15 protein-coding genes are annotated in these 17,161 nt (G+C 73.1%); 7 read left to right on the top strand and 8 right to left on the bottom strand.

Going from position 1 to position 17,161, the window contains the following annotated elements; all coding sequences use genetic code 11:
* Positions 1–154: 154 nt before the first annotated feature.
* Both IOD16_RS20845 and IOD16_RS20840 read left to right on the top strand, forming a co-directional pair.
* Positions 155–514 carry a hypothetical protein gene (locus tag IOD16_RS20845; protein ID WP_236594251.1) on the top strand — a complete coding sequence of 120 codons (360 nt, stop codon included), beginning with the start codon at positions 155–157 and terminating at the stop codon, positions 512–514.
* A 37-nt stretch (positions 515–551) separates the two neighbouring features.
* Entirely contained in the window at positions 552–1,226 is a 675-nt protein-coding gene (locus IOD16_RS20840) for a TVP38/TMEM64 family protein (RefSeq protein ID WP_201435776.1), read from the top strand.
* 1 nt (position 1,227) lies between these two features.
* Here IOD16_RS20840 and IOD16_RS41295 read toward each other — a convergent pair whose 3' ends face one another.
* From IOD16_RS41295 to IOD16_RS20820, 4 genes are all read right to left on the bottom strand, one after another.
* The gene (locus IOD16_RS41295) at positions 1,228–3,237 is read right to left on the bottom strand and encodes a serine hydrolase (RefSeq protein ID WP_201435775.1); all 2,010 of its coding nucleotides are present in this window, start codon (positions 3,235–3,237) and stop codon (positions 1,228–1,230) included.
* 4 nt (positions 3,238–3,241) lie between these two features.
* Entirely contained in the window at positions 3,242–5,002 is a 1,761-nt protein-coding gene (locus IOD16_RS20830; protein ID WP_201435774.1) for a glycoside hydrolase family 3 protein, read from the bottom strand.
* 298 nt (positions 5,003–5,300) lie between these two features.
* Positions 5,301–8,219, bottom strand: a complete 2,919-nt coding sequence (locus IOD16_RS20825; protein WP_201435773.1) for an AfsR/SARP family transcriptional regulator — start codon at positions 8,217–8,219, stop codon at positions 5,301–5,303.
* A 41-nt stretch (positions 8,220–8,260) separates the two neighbouring features.
* The gene (locus IOD16_RS20820; RefSeq protein WP_201435772.1) at positions 8,261–8,419 is read right to left on the bottom strand and encodes a hypothetical protein; all 159 of its coding nucleotides are present in this window, start codon (positions 8,417–8,419) and stop codon (positions 8,261–8,263) included.
* Between the two features lie 23 nt (positions 8,420–8,442).
* Between IOD16_RS20820 and IOD16_RS20815 the strand changes: the two genes are divergently transcribed.
* From IOD16_RS20815 to IOD16_RS20805, 3 genes are read left to right on the top strand one after another with little or no spacing between them, the layout of a single operon-like run.
* Positions 8,443–8,895, top strand: a complete 453-nt coding sequence (locus IOD16_RS20815; protein ID WP_201435771.1) for a peptidase inhibitor family I36 protein — start codon at positions 8,443–8,445, stop codon at positions 8,893–8,895.
* A gap of 57 nt (positions 8,896–8,952) precedes the next feature.
* Positions 8,953–9,879 (top strand): hypothetical protein, encoded by a 927-nt coding sequence (locus tag IOD16_RS20810; protein ID WP_201435770.1) that lies wholly within the window; start codon positions 8,953–8,955, stop codon positions 9,877–9,879.
* An 11-nt stretch (positions 9,880–9,890) separates the two neighbouring features.
* Positions 9,891–10,184, top strand: a complete 294-nt coding sequence (locus tag IOD16_RS20805; protein WP_201435769.1) for a hypothetical protein — start codon at positions 9,891–9,893, stop codon at positions 10,182–10,184.
* Here the strand turns inward: IOD16_RS20805 and IOD16_RS20800 are convergent.
* The 3 genes from IOD16_RS20800 to IOD16_RS20790 form a co-directional block, all read right to left on the bottom strand.
* Entirely contained in the window at positions 10,169–10,684 is a 516-nt protein-coding gene (locus IOD16_RS20800) for a hypothetical protein (protein ID WP_201435768.1), read from the bottom strand. The genes IOD16_RS20805 and IOD16_RS20800 overlap by 16 nt on opposite strands.
* 56 nt (positions 10,685–10,740) lie before the next feature.
* On the bottom strand, positions 10,741–11,265 hold the full coding sequence (locus IOD16_RS20795) for a hypothetical protein (protein WP_201435767.1): 525 nt from the start codon (positions 11,263–11,265) through the stop codon (positions 10,741–10,743).
* A 177-nt stretch (positions 11,266–11,442) separates the two neighbouring features.
* The gene (locus IOD16_RS20790) at positions 11,443–12,042 is read right to left on the bottom strand and encodes a TetR/AcrR family transcriptional regulator (protein ID WP_201435766.1); all 600 of its coding nucleotides are present in this window, start codon (positions 12,040–12,042) and stop codon (positions 11,443–11,445) included.
* Between the two features lie 109 nt (positions 12,043–12,151).
* Here IOD16_RS20790 and IOD16_RS20785 point away from each other — a divergent pair, with 109 nt between their 5' ends.
* Positions 12,152–12,976 carry an SDR family NAD(P)-dependent oxidoreductase gene (locus IOD16_RS20785; RefSeq protein ID WP_201435765.1) on the top strand — a complete coding sequence of 275 codons (825 nt, stop codon included), beginning with the start codon at positions 12,152–12,154 and terminating at the stop codon, positions 12,974–12,976.
* A 54-nt stretch (positions 12,977–13,030) separates the two neighbouring features.
* On the opposite strand, the gene IOD16_RS41290 is transcribed toward IOD16_RS20785, so the two are convergent.
* Positions 13,031–14,137, bottom strand: a complete 1,107-nt coding sequence (locus IOD16_RS41290; protein WP_328809350.1) for a lytic polysaccharide monooxygenase — start codon at positions 14,135–14,137, stop codon at positions 13,031–13,033.
* A 313-nt stretch (positions 14,138–14,450) separates the two neighbouring features.
* Between IOD16_RS41290 and IOD16_RS20775 the strand changes: the two genes are divergently transcribed.
* Entirely contained in the window at positions 14,451–17,147 is a 2,697-nt protein-coding gene (locus IOD16_RS20775; RefSeq protein WP_201435764.1) for an nSTAND1 domain-containing NTPase, read from the top strand.
* Positions 17,148–17,161 lie beyond the last annotated feature (14 nt).

Below are 17,161 nucleotides of genomic sequence, written 5' to 3'. Positions count from 1 at the left end.
CTGGAGGTCCGGCGCACACCCGGCCCGGGGGTCCGGCGGCCGTCGACGCCCGGGACCACCACGACCCGGTACCCCCGCTGGGTATGCTACGTTCTCCGTCATACCCAGCCGGGGTATCAACCGTTCCACTGGCTCACCGCAGCATGGAGATCAGGTGCCCGAAACGAGCAAGTTGACCGTCTGCCGAGGCTGCTGCTGCGGCACCGTCGCGAAGCACCCGGACGTCGACCACGCGACGCACCTGCGGAAGTTCCGCGAAGCCGCGGGGGAGCGCGCGGTGACCGTGGCCGACTGCCTGAGCTCCTGCGAGTTCTCCAACGTCGTCGTGGTCAGGCCCGCCCGGGGCACGGGCGCCCGTCCGGTGTGGCTGGGCGGCGTGCTCACCGACGAGGCGGTGGAGCACGTCCTCGGCTGGGTCGCCGCGGGCGGCCCGGGGCGGGCCGAGATGCCCGCCGGCCTGGTCGACCACCTGATCGCCCGGCCGGCCGACGACCACGCCGCCGCGGGCGGCTGACCCGCCAGGGGACGGCGCCGCGCGGCGAGGACCTACGATGACGGCCTCGAGCCTGAAGGAGTCCGGGAGAGCTGTGCGGCACGTGCGGGTGGTCGGACTGGCCGTCGTGGTCGTGGTGCTCGCGGTCGCCGCCGCGGTGCTCGACCTGCCCGACCCCGAGCAGCTCCGGGGCCGGATCGACGGCAACGGCGTGCCGGCGCCGCTGGTGTTCTTCGCGGTGTGCGCGGTGGGCACGGCGGCGTTCTTCCCGAAACCGGTGCTGGCCGCGGCGTCCGGGCTGTTGTTCGGCGTCCTGCCCGGCCTGGCGATCGCGGTGGCGGGCTTCACCGCGGGCGCGGTGATCGCGTTCTTCGTCGCCCGGCTGCTCGGGCGGCCGTGGGTGGCGCGGTGGCTGGGTTCCGGCAGGCTGAAGGCGCTCGACGCGGTCTTCGCCCGCGACGGCCTGGCCGCGACCGTGGTGCTGCGCCTGCTCCCGGTGGTCCCGTTCGCCGTCTCCAACTACGGCGCGGGTGTCACCGCGGTCGCGCCGACGTCCTTCGCCGCCGGGACCGCGCTCGGGCTGCTGCCGACCACCGCCCTGGCCGCGACCCTCGGCGACGCCGCGCTCGACCTCGGCTCACCCCGTTCGATCGCGGCCGGTGCGGCGTGGCTGGTGCTGGCCCTGGTCGGGGTCTGGTGGGGCAGGCGGCTGCTCCTGCGGTCGAAGGCCTGACTCACCGGTCCAGCACGGCACGCGCGAGGTCGTCGGCCACCACGTGCCGGTAGGGGTTGGTCGCCGGCCCGGCCGCCGTCGGGTGCACGCGGTTGGTCAGCAGCAGCACGAAGGACCGGCTGCCCGGCTCGATGACCAGCGAGGTCCCGGTGTACCCGGTGTGACCCACCGTGTAGGGGGTGGCCAGCATGCCCATGAACGCGGGCTTGTCGACGTCCAGGCCGAGCCCTCGGGCGGCGCCCGGGATGGCGGCGTTCCAGTTCGTCGTCATCGCCCGGACGCTCTCCACCCGCAGGACGCGCCGGCCGCCGTACTGGCCGCCGTTGAGCAGCATCTGGGCGAAGACGGCGAGGTCGTGCGCGGTGGAGAAGACCCCGGCGTGCCCTGCCGTGCCACCGAGGTACCAGGACGTGGAGTCGTGCACCTGCCCCCAGATCAGCCCGCGTGAACCGCCCGCGTACTGCGTCGGCGCGATGCGCGGCCGCAGGCTCTCCGGCGGCGTGAACATGGTGTCGCGCAGCCCCAGCGGCTCGGTGACCTCCGCGGCCACGAGGTCCGGCAGCGACCGGCCGGTGACCCGTTCCAGCACCTTGCCGACCACGATGAGGCTCAGGTCCGAGTACACGTACCGGGTACCCGGCTCCGACCGGAGCGCCACCGCGTGGACCGCGGCCAGCCGCTGCTCGACCGTCGGGTACGAGCCGAGCGCCAGACCGGCGGGCAGCCCGGACGTGTGGGTCAGCAACTGCCGGAGCGTGACGTCCTGCTTGCCGTTCTGGGCGAACTCGGGCAGGTAGCGCGCGGCGGGCGCGTCCAGGTCGATCAGGTCGCGCTCGACGAGCCGCATCGCGACCGCGGTGGTGAACAGCTTGGAGATCGACGCCACGTCGAAGATGGTGTCCTCGCGCATCGGGATCCGCTGGTCGGGCGGCAGTTCGACGCCGTCGGACCCGTAGCGCAGCGCGTCCCCGACCGCCGCGTGGCGGGCGATCACGCCGTTGCGGGCGACCAGCACCACGCCGCCGGGGAAGGCCTGGGGTGACGCGAGCACACCTGCCTCGACGTCGGGCACCAGCCGGTCGACGTGCTCGGCGGCCAGTCCGGCCTGCCGCGGTGAGCCGGGCCGCAGCCGCTGGTCCGGCAGCGCCGCGTGCCAGGGGGAGCCCGACCGCCGGGTGATGGTCACCTCGGCCACCACCGGCAGGTGGTCCGACGCGCCGGTGGTGATCACCCGCGCCTCGCGCACCCGGGCCGGGTAGCCGGCGGCGACGTAGTCGATGCGCTTGGCCGGCGCCGCCGCCGGGTAGGTCAGGCCGGGGGACAGCGGGTTCGCCACGGCCCACGCGTCGACCAGCTCCGTCCACAGCGGAGCGAGTTCGGGCGCGTCCGGCGGCGCGTTGAAGTCGCCGAGCAGCACCCGCGCCTCACCCCGGTCCTCCGCCAGCACGCGCAGCATGTCGGCGACCTGGGCGCGGCGCACCGCCGGATCGGCGCGGTAGTCCAGGTGGGTGTCGTAGACGTGTACACGTTCGCCGCGCACATCCAGCTCGACCTCCGGGAAGCCCGGCGCGAGCTCGGGCGTCGGGTTCGGCACCTGGGTCGACAGCCTGGTGATCGAGTGGTTCTCCGCCGCGACGACGGGGTGCCGGCTGAGGACCGCCACGCCGTACTGCCGCCGCGGCAGGCCCGGTTCCGCCGGGTCCAGGTCGTAGATGGGCGCGAAGTAGACCTCCATGCCGACCGCCTCCGCGAGGTCCGCCGCCTGGTCGCGCCACTCGCTGCGCGCCATCCAGTGGACGTCGACCTCCTGCAACCCCACCACGTCGGCGCCGGAGGCCGTGATGTCCGCGGCCACCCGGCCCAGATCCAGCCTGCCGTCCACGCCGACGCCGGTGTGGATGTTGTAGGTCATCACGGTCAACTCCGGGTTCGCGGCGCCCGCCGGCTCGGCCGTCGCGGACGGGGTCGCGACCAGCAGCGCGCACAGCACGGCGGTCGTCAGTCGGCGCATCGGCTCAGCCCTCCCAGGTCAGGCCGTGGCCGAACGGGTGCAGCGCGGTGGAGGGGTCGCCCGCGACCGGGATCGTGACGGGCAGCTTCCCGACCGGGGCGTGCTCCCCGTACAGCACCCGCACCGCCGACTCCATCGAGACCTCCGTGTAGGAGTAGGTCGCGAGGTAGGTGCGCGCCTCCGGGAAGTACGCGATGTCGTAAGGGTCCCGGACCGCGATGACGACGACCGGTTTCCCGGTGGCCAGCAGCGCCTTCACCAGGTTCTGCTGGCCGACGTCGGTCCACGCCCTGTTGGTCGCGACGATCGTCAGGTCGGCGGCGTTCGCCCCGGCGACCGCGCGGTCGATCGTCGCCTGGTTCGGGTTCGCGCCGGTGGCCAGGGCGTCCGCCGTCGCGGCACGGCGGCTCACGGCGGTGGCGAGCCGTTGCGGCACCGGGTCGGCGGTGGTCCCCCAGCCGGTGGTGAAGACGGAGGCCGGCGGGGTGCGCAGGGGCAGGACTTCGTTGCGCACGAGCGTCGTGGTGCGGTCCGTGATCCGCTGCGCGGCTTGCTTGTTCGGCGTGGTGCCGACGATCTCCGGCAGCTTCGCCGGGTCGACGAACCGGTCGTCGAACAGGCCGCGCTTGGCCTTCATCCGCAGGATCCGGCGGACCGACTGGTCGATGCGGCGCTCGGTGAGCTCGCCGCCGCGCACCGCCGCCAGCACCGCGTTGAACGCGAGGTCGATGTTCGGCGGCATCAGCAGCTGGTCGACGCCCGCTTTCAGGGCCAGCACGGGCACGCGGTCGTCGCCGTACTTCTGCCGGACGCCGGCCATCCCGAGCGAGTCGGTGACGACCACGCCGTCGTAGCCGAGCCGGTCGCGCAGGATGCCCGTGATGATCGGCCGGGAGAGCGTGGCCGGGTCGCCGGCCGGGTCGAGCGCAAGCACCACGATGTGCGCGGTCATGATCGAGTCGATGCCGGCCGCGATGGCGCGGCGGAACGGCGGCGCGTCCAACCGCTCCCAGTCCTCGCGGCTGTGCCCGATCACCGGGAGGCCGGTGTGGCTGTCCACGGCGGTGTCGCCGTGCCCGGGGAAGTGCTTGGCGGTGGCCGACACCCCGCCCCGCTCGTACCCCCGGACCTGCGCCTCGACCAGTCGGGCCGTCAACTCCGGGTCCTCGGCGAACGAGCGGACGCCGATCACCGGGTTGAGCGCGTTGACGTTGACGTCGGCGACCGGCGCGAAGTCCTGGTTGACGCCCATCGCGCGCAGCTCCCGGCCGGCGATCAGGGCCGCCTCGCCCGCCGCCTCCGGGTCGCGGGCCGCGCCCAGCGCCATGTTGCCGGGGAACGGCGTGACCGGTTCCCCGATCCGCGACACCACGCCGTACTCCTGGTCGGTGCTCACCAGGGCGGGGATCGAGGACACGCGCTGGATGCCGTTCGAGAGCGCCGCGACCTGCGCGGGGTCGGCCGTGTTGCCGGACCACGCGAAGTAGATGATGCCGCCGAGGTGGTACTTCCCGATCAGCTGCTCGGCGTTGTCCACGCCGTGCTGGCGCCGGTTGGCGGCCACCGAGGCCGGGTCGGCCGTGTCGACCGTCGCGCCGTAGGCGTAGGTGACGAACAGCTGGCCGACCTTCTCCTCCAGGCTCATCCGCCGCACCGCGTCCGCCACCACGTCGCCGGTGGCGGACGCGGTGACCGCCGGGGCCGAGGCGACCAGCAGGGCCGACACGCCGACGAGCACCTGTCGACGGTTGAAGATTTTCCTCATGCGCTCTCCTACAGTGAGGAAATCACCATTCCGGTCGAATGTACGCATTCCCGGCCGGCACCGACATCGTCCGTTAGGGGGGATCGGCCGGACCGGTATGAGCCCGAGTGCGAGCCAGGGTCGGGCATCGCTGTCACGCCTACCTGACCGGGGGCGCCGGGCAGTTGCCGCCGCCGGCACGGGCCGACACCACCTCGGGTTCGGTCAGGCCGTCATCGGCGCCCGCTCCCTCCCGGAGGCTCGCGCCACCCGAGCAGCGCGGCGCGGCTCCCTCGATGCTGGGCCAGGACGAAACGCCTCATCGGGTCACCGCTGTCGCGGACCGCGCCGCGCGGATGCGGTCGTGGATGCTCGCGGCGTCGGCGTGCAGGCCGCGGTCGGCGTAGATCGTGGCGGCCTCCCGCCAACAGGCGACGGCTTCCTCCACGTGGCCGAGTCGGTGCAGGGAGGTCGCCAGGATGGCGAGCGGAGGGGCGAGGGTCTCGTCCTGGCTGCCGAGGGAACGGCGACCGAGGGCGATCGCCCGCCGGCAGTGGCCGATGGCGGTGTCGTGGTCGTTCACGCCCTGCCAGGCTCCGGCCAGGACCGCGAGCGCGCACGCCTCGCCGTCGGGGTCACCGATCCGGCGCCGCAACCGCGCGCTGCGTTCGGCGTGGTCGATCGCCTGTCGGTGGGCGCCGAGGTCGACGTGGACCGCGGCGATCATCCCCTCGACCACCGCCTCCCAACGACCGGTGTCGAAGCCGCGGCTGAGCGCGAGGGCGTCCACGAGGTGGTCGAGCGCTTCGGTGTAGCGGCCCTGCCGGCGCAGCAGTTGGCCGAGCTCGTTCAGGGCGGCGATCCGGATGTGGGTGTTGCCGACCTCCTGCGCCACGGTGACCGCACGGGCCAGGTCGGCCTCGGCGTCGGGCCGGTGCAGGTGGCCCAGGGCCTCCCCGCGGGCCAGCAGGACATTGGCCTCGTGCGCGCGGTCGCCGACTCGGCGCGCCGCGATCAGCCCCACGTCCGAGGTCTGGATCCGCTCCTCCCAACCGCCCATCAGGATGAGGAACCCGAAGGCGTCGACCAGCTCGACGGCCTGCCGGTCCATGCTCCGGTCGACCGCGTGGCGCAGGGCGGCGACCAGGTTGGCCCGCTCGTCGGTGAACCAGGTCCAGGCGTGGTCGCGGTCGACGACGGGATGCGGGTGGTCCGGTTCGACCAGGTCGGTCACCAGGCGGGTGCTGGTGGGGTAGAGCTGCTTGTCGGCGACGTGGGCGGTGTGGTTGTACCAGGTCAACAACGCGTGGGTGGCACGGCGGCGATCGGCGGCGCTGTCGTGGTGCCGGGCCAGCTCGGCGGCGTAGGCGCGCAGCAGGTCGTGGAAGCGGTAGCGGCCCTTGGCGACCGGTTCGATGAGGTGCGCGTCCGCCAGGGCGTCGAGCAGCAAGCGCGCCCGGTGCGGTGGGAGGTGGGCGAGTGCCGCCGCCGCGGGCGGTGACAGGTCCGGACCGGGGTGCAGGCCGAGGCGTCGGAACAGGAACCCTTCCGGTCGGGGGAGCTGCTCGTAGGACCAGGCCAGCACTTTGCGGACCGCGGCCCGGGGGTCCTGCCCCCAGGTCAGCGCATCCAGCCTGGAGTCCTCGTCGCCGAGTTCGGCGACGAGGTCGGCGACGGAGAGGTGCTGGTGGGCGGCCACGCGCCCGGCGGCGATCCGCAGCGCCAGCGGGAGTCCGGCGCACAGCCGGATCAGCTCGTCCACGGCGACGGTCTCCGCGTTCGCCCGCGCCGGGCCGATGATGCCGACGACCAGGCTCCGGGCTTCGGGCGGCGACAGCACGTCGAGGGTGAGCCGGTGGGCGGCGTCCGTCACCACGAGGCCGGTGAGGTTGTCCCGACTGGTGACCAGCACCATGCAGCCCGGCGTCCCGGGCAGCAGCGGTCGAACCTGTTCGGCACTGTTGGCGTTGTCGAGCACGATCAACACCCGGCGTCCCGCCAGCAGCGTTCGGAACAGCCCGGAGCGGGCGCCGAGCCCCGCGGGCACCGCCGCGGCCGGCACCCCGAGCGCCACCAGGAAGTCGTCGAGGGCCTCGTCGGGGCTCGCGGGCCGACCGGGACCGTAGCCGCGCAGGTTGGTGTGCAGCGTGCCGTCCGGGAACCGGTGCTGGACGTGGTGCGCCCAGTGCATCGCGAGCGTCGTCTTGCCGACGCCTCCAGAGCCGTCCAGCGCGGAGATCACCACGGCGTGCCCACCGTGCTGACCGCTCTCCGGCGGCAGCAGGGCGTCCAGCGCGGCCAGGTGGTCGGCACGACCGGTGAAGTCGCGGATCGACTGCGGCAGCTGCCGCGGCACGGGTGGCGCGGCGGTCCCCGGCAGGGTCGTGACCGGGACCTGCCCGTGCCGGGTGGAGCGCCGGGCCATCCCGCCGCTGGCGAGGTCTTCGACCGCCCCCGCAGGGCTTCTCCGGTGCCGGCGGAGCCCGCCGTCCCGGTGGGGCCGGGCTTCACCGCGCAGGATCCGCTGGTGCAGCCGGCTCACGTCGGCCCCGGGATCGACGCCGAGTTCTTCGGCGAGTCGGTTCCTCAGCCGGCCGAACACGATCATCGCGTCCGCTCGCCGGCCGCAGCGGTCCAGCGCGTCCATCAGCTGCGCGTGCAGGCGTTCGCGCAGCGGGTGCTCGTGGACCGCTTCCGCCAGCTCGTCCACCACCTCGCGATGCTTGCCGAGTTCCGCCAACCAGTCGGCGTACAGCTCGAGCGCGGTGAGCCGTTGCTCGGCCAGGCGCATCGCGGACCTGGCCAACGTCGGGCTGTCGAGGCCGTCGATCGCGGGACCCCGCCACAGGCCCAGTGCCGCCCGGACGTGCTCCACTCCCCGGTCGAGGGCGCCTTCTCCGACGCAGTGCCGGGCATCGGCGACCCCTTTGGCGAACCGCAGGGAATCGAGTTGGTCCGGGCGAACCCTGATCCGGTAACCGGGGTCTTCCGTGGTGATGACCTGCCGGTCGACATCCCCCAGTCGTTCCCGCAGCGCCGAGACGCAGTTGCGGACCTGCTTGACAGCGGTCGACGGCGGCTCGTCGCCCCAACCGACCTCGACGAGCTTCGCCAGCGGCACCACGGAATTCGGCGCCAGCAGCAACGCGGCCAGCACTCGTTGCTGACGCGGACGAGTCAGCTCCAACCGCCCCCGCGCCGTCCGGACCTCCAGCCGTCCGAGCACACCGAAGTCCATCCCCCCGGCTCCCCCCTCATCGGTCACCGGTAGTGACGTTCTCACAGCATAGCGCGGTGGTCGAACCAGGAGTAGACGCCGACGAGGCAGCCGACGAGGACGCCGTGATGACGCCGTGAGGACGGGCGGAGGACCACCTCCGACAGGGTGAGGTCCGTTCCGGGCACGGCGACGCCGAGCGCCCGGTCCAGGTGCGGCAAGGCGTCACGAACCAGGAGGATCCATGCGCGTCACACGAAGGTTGGTCGGCCTCGCGGCGGTCATCACCACGGTCATCGGAAGCTTCGCCATCGCTCCGACGGCCTCGGCTGCGACGATCGAGGGGTGCCGCGAGGCCTACCTCTGCTTCTACTTCAACAGCAACTTCGAGGGCGCCCGCGCCGACTACCTGCTCTCGGACGGGGACCTCGACAACGAGAAGTTCAACAACGCCGGCACCGACGGGAACGGCTTCAACTACGTGGTGAAGAACCACGCGGCCTCGGTCGTCAACAACTGGTCCTACTACGCGACCGTCTACTACAACAGCGGCTGCAACGGCAGCGTCGCGTCGCAGTCGTTCGGCGCGTACGGCAAGGGCAACTTCACCGAGCCCATGAAGAACGACAACGCGAGCTTCAAGTGGTCCACGAGTTCGGGCACCTTCAGGGACTGCGCCAACCGGGACCAGTTCTAGTCGGACGATCGGGTCGCGCCGACCAGGCGCGACCCGTCGGGGATCGGAGGTCCCACCGTGGTCGCACCCGACCGCACGCCACGCCGCGCAGCCGACTTCATCGCGGGTGCGCTCGCCGCGGCGATAGCGGCGTCCGCGCTCGTCGGATGCTCGACGACACCCACCACCACACCCGATTTCGGCGCGGCCGACCTCGATGCGGCACTCGGGAGGGTTCCCGCCGACCTGTCGGCGGTGCGCGGCCTCGACCTGCCGCTCGACCGGTCGCTGCTGACACCGGTCCAGGAGCTGGAGGTCATCAAAGCGCGCAACACCTTGATGGAGCGGTGCCTCGCGGACCACGGGATCGCGTTCACCTTCCCCGTCGTCGATCCCGCGCGGGACGCCGACAAGCCGAGGCGGCACGGTCTCGTCGACGCGGACGAGGCCGCGGCGTACGGCTACCGCGACCCGGCGGTGCTCGCCACGCGAGACGCCGGCAGCCAGGCCGCCGCTCAGCCGTCGCCGGACGTCGTCTCGTTGATCACCGGCACGCGCCGGGGCGAGGTCGGCGGCCGGGAGGTGCCGCCCGGGGGTTGTGCGGGGGAGGCGGACCGGGGGCTCGCGGCCGATGCGAAACCCGGCCAGGAGCCGCTGAGCCTGGCGCTGAGCCGGCGCAGCCACGAGATCACCGCGACCACCGGGCCGGTGGTCGCCGCCGCCGCGGGGTGGTCGCGGTGCATGGCGGAGGCGGGCTTCGCCTACGCCGGTCCGGATGCCGCGATCAACGACCCCGCGTTCAGCGCCGGGTGGCCGTCCGGGCACGAGCTGGCCGTCGCCACCCGGGACGTGGCGTGCAAGGAGCGCGTCGAGTGGGTCAGGACGTGGGTCGGGGTGGAACGCGCCGTGCAGGACGTGCTCGTCCGGCAGCACGACGACGACTTGGCAGGCGAGCGGCAGCACAAGGATCGACAGCTGGCCGTGGCACGCGAGGTCAACGGCTGACGGTCCGGGTGGTGGTCGTGCCGAATGTCACCGCCGCACACGGCATCGGCAGTGCCGCGCGGCAGGACGGAACGTCGGTGAAGGTCCTCGGGCAGCTCGATGAACCGCCCGGGTTCCGGCGGGGATACGGGGAAGCACGGGCGAACACCCTGCTGGACTGGAACAACTCCGCCCTCTGGTGCAACCGCACGAGGACGCAGTCCATCGACCTCGACGCGGACGTCGTCGGTGGGGCCACTGTGGTCGTGGTCGGGATGGCCGACGAGAACGCGGGCTTCTACTTGGCCTGTCAGGTGAAGACGTAGGTGCCGACGCCCGAGGTGGTGGTGAGGCCGGGTTCGGCGAGGCAGGCGAGGAGGTCGAGGGTGAGCAGTTCGACGACGTGGGTGGTGGAGTCGCCGGTGAACTTGCCCGCGGTGACCGTCCCGGTTTCGGTGATGACCAGCGTGCCCAGGACGTAGGTGGCGGACCGGTTGTAGTCGATCGTGCTGGTCTCCCCGGTGTTCCAGGTGATGGTGTACGAGCCGATGCCGGACGCCGCGAGGTTCGTGCACGACCGGTCGAGACCGCGCACGGTCGCCCACACGTGCCCTCCCGTCACGGCCGGGTCGGTGGGAGACGTGCACGACAGGATGTTGTGCACGTCGACGTCCACCGGCCGTGGCGTGGTCAGCAGACCGGGGGAGTAGGACACCGACTCGTTCTCGGTGCAGAGGAAGTCGACCGGCGCCGCGTGTGCGGAGGATGACGAGAACAGCAGGGACGACGCGATCAGCGCGGTCGTGGCGGCGAGGGCGGCCGTCACCCGGGCGGTGTTCCTCGGACCGGCGGGGCGGTTGTCCGTGTCCCTCCTCGGCCGGTTCACAGGACGGCGGTGAAGGTGACGGTGCCGCTGACGCTGGTCAGGCCCTGCGGGGTGAGGCAGGCGGTGAGGTCGGTGGCGGGCAGGACCTTCGTCTGCACGACGGTCGCGCCCTGGAACAACCCGGCGACCACGGTGCCGGTCAGGACGAGCACGGTGGTGCCGCCGGGCTTGAGGTTGACCTCGAAGCCGCCTTGGACGGTGCTGCTGTGCCCGGTGTTCCAGTGGTAGGTGGAGGTGTTGGTGGTGGAACCGGCCAGGCAGCTGAACGTGCCGCTGACCAGGGAGGTGAAGGTCGCGCCGGTGATCTCGGGGTGGCCGGGGGACGCGCAGCCGCCCAGCGTGCCGGTGGCGCTGAAGTCGATCTGCCTGGGCAGCAGGGTCATGCCGGGGGAGTAGGTGCCGACCTGGGTGCCCAGGGCGCAGTTGACGTCCACCACGGACGCCGAGGCGGGCAGGTGGAAGATCCCCGCGGCGCCGAGCAGCCCGCCGACGACGGCGACGATCAGTGAACGCAGGCGCATGCGGATCCCGTTCTCGCAACAAGTGGTGGACGGGTCGAGTTTCGCGAGCGGCTCGTCCGTCATCAATCGGCTGAACGGCTTGCGGTGCGACACCGTGCGTGGGCGTTGTTCCCAAGGCCACCGCGAGATCACCGACGACGTCGAGGTCCCGCGGTGGCTGCGCCCTGGCGCTCCGTGTCAGGGGCGGAAGGCGCGGAGGGTGGCGGTGACCAGGGCGTCGGCGAAAGGGGCGTCCAGGGGGCCGGAGCGCAGGAGCCAGCGTTGGGTCAGCGGCGCGTACAGCAGGTCGATGAAGAGGTCGAGGTCGGTGTCGGGGGGTAGTTGGCCGGCGGCCTGGGCGCTGCGCAGTCGTCGGCGCTTCGCCTCCCGCATCGGGCTTTCCATCTTCTCCCGGTAGACGGCGGCCAGGTCGGGATCGTTGATGATCTCCGTGTTCAGCGCGCGGATCGGGGCCTCGAACGCCGGGTCGGAGAACTCGGCCGCGGTCGCGCGGAGGACGGCTCTCAGGTCGTGCTCGAGGTCTCCCGTGTCCGGCAGCTCGATGCCGCCGCCGTCCGGCCGTTCGCTCAGCACCAGCAGGGAGTCGAAGACGACCGCGCCCTTGGACGGCCACCAGCGGTAGATCGTCTGCTTGCCGACGCCCGCGCGGGCGGCGATGGCCTCGATCGTCAGCTTGGCGTAGCCGAGGTCGCCGATGAGCTCGCGCGTCGCGGTCAGGATCGCCACCCGGGAGCGTTCGCTGCGGCGCGTGCTGTTCGGCGTGGGGCTGGTGGGCATGGCGGCACTCTACTTGGAACGAGACGGTTCGTCTTGACTTGCGACAAAGAGTCTGTCAGGGTTCTCGCATCGAGACGGAACGTATCGTCTTACAACTTGGGGAGACACCATGACGCGCGACCGCAGTCGTACCTGGTTCATCACGGGCGCCTCGCGCGGCTTGGGACGCGCGTTCGCCGAAGCCGCGCTCGCGGCGGGCGACCGGGTCGTCGGCGTCGCCCGCGACACCACGCCGTTGGACGGCCTGGTCGCCGAGTCCGGCGGCAGGCTGGTCGCGTTCCCGCTGGACGTGTCCGACCGGCACGCGGTGCTCGCCGGCGTGCAGCGGGCGTTCGCCGCGTTCGGCGGGCTGGACGTCGTGGTCAACAACGCCGGTGGCGCGTTGCTCGGCATGGTCGAGGAGGTCACCGAGGAGCAGGCCCGAGCCCACCTGGACACCAACTTCTTCGGCGCGCTGTGGGTGAGCCAGGCGGTGGTCCCGCTCCTGCGGTCACAGGGCTCGGGCCACGTCGTGCAGGTCTCGTCGATGGGGTCCGCCGGTGGCTTCGCGGCGACCGGCCTGTACAGCGCGGGCAAGGCCGCGCTCGACGCGATGAGCGAAGCGCTGGCGATGGAGGTCGAGCGCTTCGGGATCAAGGTGACCATCCTGCAGCCGGGCGGGTACCGCACCGACCTGTTCACCCTCGGCCTGACCACGACCGGGGAGGACCCCGCCTACGCGCCGCTGCGCGCCTGGCTGAACGAGCTCTGGGGCGAGTCCGAGGACTTCGACCCGCGGCTGGCCGCCTCGGTCCTGCTGCGGGTGGTCGACCTGCCCGAGCCGCCGAAGCGGCTGGTCCTGGGCGGCGCGGCCTACGGCATGGTCGAGGAGATGGCTCGGGCGCGCACGGCCGAGCTCGCCAAGTGGGAGCACCTCAGCCGGCAGGCGGGCTGACCCGGGCCGGTCCGCCCGCCGCCGTCGGGGGCGGCGACGGGCGGACCGACGGGATCAGGACGCGGTGCAGGCCAGGGTCGGGGTCCCCGCCGTGCCGGAGGCGACGAAACCGAACGTGGTGCTGGCACCCGCGCCCACCGCGCCGTTGTAAGCGACGTTGCGGGCGGTAGTCGTGGACCCGCTCGTGGTCAGGGTCGCGCTCCACGAAGAGTTGATCCGCTCGCCGTTGGCGAACGTCCAGCTCACCGCCCAGCCGGAGATCGCCGTGGCGCCGGCGGTCACGCGCGCCTCGACCTGGAAGCCGCCGGACCACTGCGAGGTCACCCGGAAGGTGGCCGAGCAGCCCGCTGAGGGGTTGCCCCCGGTCGTGGTGGTGGTGGTGGTGGTCGTGGTGCTGGTCGGAGTGGTGGTCGTCGTGGTGCCACCGCCGGTGAAGTTCACGTCGCTGCACGCGTAGTAGCTCTGGTCGAGGTGGCTGGCCTGCCACACCGTGAACAGCACGTGGTGGCCGGTGCGGCCGGGCGCGTCGACCTCGACGGGCGTCCGGGAGCCGGTGGGGATCTTGCCGGTCTGGCCGACCAGCTCCAGGTCGCTCCACTTCAGGGCCTGGGTCTTGGGGTCGAAGCCCTGCTTGGTCGCGTAGACGCGGATGTAGTCGGCGCCGTGCGAGGACGTGTCGTTGAGGTTGAGGGTGAACCGGCTGGGCTTGCTCGGGGCGACCCACGCGCCGGGCTTGTCCATCGCGGCGTAGCGACCGTTGAAGGTCAGGCCGCCGCTGCACAGCTGCCCGTCCGGGATGGCTCCCTGGTGGTTGCCGGCGACGCCTTCGCGGAACAGGCCGTTCCAGTTGTACATGGCCGAGGGGTCGGCCTGCCACGCCTGGTAGCACATGGGGTCCTCGGTGGCCATCTGCTGCGACGGGCCGTTGGGCCAGCGGTTGTAGCAGCCGTAGTGGCGTGAGGGCGGGTCGCTGACCGCGCCGTGCGCGGAGGCGTTGCCCGCGCCGAACGTGACCAGCACGGTCGTCAGCAGGGTCAGGCAGGCGCCGAGGACCGCGGACGCCCGCCAGGCGGCGGACCTGCCGCGGCCCGGCGCGGCCTCCGTCGTGGTGCCCGGTGCCCGGCGACGCCGGTCGGGGACGTCTGGGGAGAAGCGAAGCATGTGGACCGCCAAATCTTCGTTGATCGACGACGTGGAATCGCGCGGGTGCCTCCGCTTGACTCTGGGAGCGCTCCCAGAGCGGTGTTAGTGTCAGGTGGTGCCACCTGGTCGGCATCCGCCATTCGGGTTACGGCCGCACAAAGCGGCCATGCGGACCGAGCGCGTGGGACGAATCGGGTGCCGCGCTTGAAGCCGTTCGGGGCCTTGCGCAACGTTGCGCAACGTGACACGACGTCGGACGGCGACCTTGCCGTGGCGATGCCCACCGGTGACCTCCGACGGGCAGTGTTGGGGGCGTCGAAGGGGGAGCAGGGTGCCGCGCACGGAACGGCCGCTGGTCGAAGAGGACACCCCGGTGCTGAAGTTCGCCGGCGACCTGAGGCGGCTGCGGCGCGGCGCCGGGCTGCCGTCCTACCGCGAACTCGGCCGCCTGGCGAACTACTCGCCCGCCGCGCTGTCCGAGGCGGTGGCGGGGCGGCGGCTGCCCAGTCTGGCGGTGACCCGGGCGTTCGTCCGCGCGTGCGGGGGAGACGTCGAGCAGTGGACGGCCCGCTGGCGCGAGCTGGCCGCCGAGGGCCCGGACGACGGCGACGCGCCGTACGTGGGACTCGCCGCCTACCAGGTCGCCGACACCGACCGGTTCTTCGGTCGCGAGGCCGAGGTGGGCAGGCTCCTGGCCCTGGTGCGGGAACGGCCCTTCGTCGGGGTGTTCGGCGCGTCCGGCGCGGGCAAGTCGTCGTTGCTGCGCGCGGGACTGGCCGCCCGGTGGGACGCGCACCTGGTCGTCACGCCCGGCGCGGACCCGATCACCGAGCTGGCCGCGGCGCTCGCCGACGACCGGTCCGCGGTCGAGGTGCGCGCCGAGCTCGCCGCCGACCCCGAGCACCTGCGCGTGCTGCTGCGCCAGGCCGCCGACGACCTGCTGCTCGTGGTCGACCAGTTCGAGGAGGTCTTCACCCTCTGCCGGGAGGCCGACCGGCGCTGGCTGGTGCGGGCCCTCACGCACGCCGCCGGCGCCGCCCACGTCGTCATCGGGGTGCGCGCCGACTTCTACGGCCACTGCGCCCGGCACCCCGAGCTGCTCGAAGCGCTGCACCGCTCGCAGTCGCTCGTCGGCCCGATGAGCGCCGAGCAGCTCCGCCGCGCGGTCGTCGAACCCGCCGCCCGCCAAGGCGCCTCGCTGGAGAACGCCTTGGTGGCACGCCTGATCGCGGACGTCGCCGCCCAGCCGGGCGCGCTGCCGCTCGCCTCGCACGTGCTCGTCGAGACGTGGCGACGACGTCGCGGCGCGGTGCTCACGCTGACGGGCTACGAGGACGCGGGCGGCGTCGAGCACGCCCTGGCCCGCAGCGCCGAACAGGTCTGCGAAACCCTGTCCGAGCCGGACCGGCAGGTGGCGCGGCAGGTGTTCCAGCGGCTGGTCGCGCCCGGCGACGGCACCGAGGACACCCGCCGCCGCGTCGCCCGCGCCGAGCTGGAGGCGGGCGACGCGCTCCTCGACCGGCTCGCGGCGGCCAGGCTGATCACCCTCGACCGCGACACGGTGGAGCTGACCCACGAGGCGCTGCTGCGCGCCTGGCCGAGGCTGGTGGGCTGGCTGGACGAGGACCGCGAGGCGCTGCGCGCCCACCGCAGGCTCACCGGCGCCGCCGACGCCTGGCGCGCGCACGACCGCGACCCGGACGCGCTCTACCGCGGCGTCCACCTCGACCAGGCGCGCCGCCTGTCGTCCCGCCTCAACGCGGCCGAGCGCGAGTTCGTCGACGCGGGCCTGACCGCCGAACGCGACCGGGAAGCGGTGCGCAAGCGCGCGGTGCGCCGGCTGCGCGTGCTCGTCGCCTGCCTCGGCGTGCTCGTGCTGCTGCTCGCCTCCACCGTCGTGTACGCGGTCGGGGCCCAGCGCGACGCCACCCGCGAACGCAACCAGGCGCTGTCGATGCGTGCCGCCGACAGCGCCCTGGACCTGCTGGCCCGCCCGCGCGACGCGGCGGCGCTCGCCCTGGCCGCGTACCGCGTCGCACCCACCGCCCAGGCCCGCGACGCGCTCCTGCTCGCCCGCGCCGCGGGCACCGCCACCACCCTGGACGGCGGCTACCTGCGCGTGCCCGGCGGCATCGCCGTGACCCACGAGTTCGGCCCCGAACCCGGCTCGCCCGGCATCAACTACCGGTTCTGGACCGGTGACGGGCCGAGCAGGCGGCGAGCCGGGGCGATCCCGATCCCCTCCACCGGCTTCCTGAACCTCATCAGCGGCGACGAGCGCACCGCGCTCGTGGTCGTCCGACCCGACGAGTTCCAGCTCTGGGACATCGGCGACCCCGACGTGCCGAGGCTGACCACCACGATGAGGGCGTGGCCGTTCCCCGAGGGCATCGACGCGGCGGGCACCCTCCTGACCGCCGTCGAGGACGGCGCGGCCGTGCACTGGCGTCCCGGCGACACCGCCCGCACCCGCCTGCCCGCCACCGGTGTCGAGCACGCCGTGCCGTTGCAGGACGGCGCCGGCGTGGTCCTGGTGCGCCGCGAAGGCGACCGGCGCCACGTGGAGGTGTGGTCCCTGGACGGGCGGTCCACCCCGGTCCTCAGCCGCTCCGCCCGGCTGGGGCTGGTGACCGGTCCGGCGGGGCTGCTCGCCGTCTCCGACCTCGACGGCGGGCGGCTCACCGTGCTGGACGGGACGACGACCGTGCTGGAGGCGGACGGGCTCCCGGAGATGGCCGTGGTCGAGTTCTCGCGCGACGGCCGCGCCGTCACCGCGCTGCACCGCGAGTCGGTGTGGCTGTGGGACCTGGCCGGCGGGGAACCGGTGTCGCTGCGCGCGTCCGGGGTGGAGTTCGGCTCGGTGCGCTACGAGGGGGACGAGCTGCTGATGGTGGAGCTGCGGCGGGGTGCGCTGTGGCGGCTCGCGGTGGACGTCGACCGCGTGGTGCGCGACGTGTGCGCGGACCTGGTCGACGTCGACTGGGCGGCGCACTTCCCGGGCGTCCCGCCACGACCGCTGTGCCCGTGACAGGGCCGGGCGGG

The organism is Saccharothrix sp. 6-C, from assembly GCF_016695385.1.
GTDB lineage: Bacteria > Actinomycetota > Actinomycetes > Mycobacteriales > Pseudonocardiaceae > Actinosynnema > Actinosynnema texasense.
The sequence above is the reverse complement of the archived record's forward strand: the minus strand, read 5'-3'. Positions and strand labels throughout refer to the sequence as shown.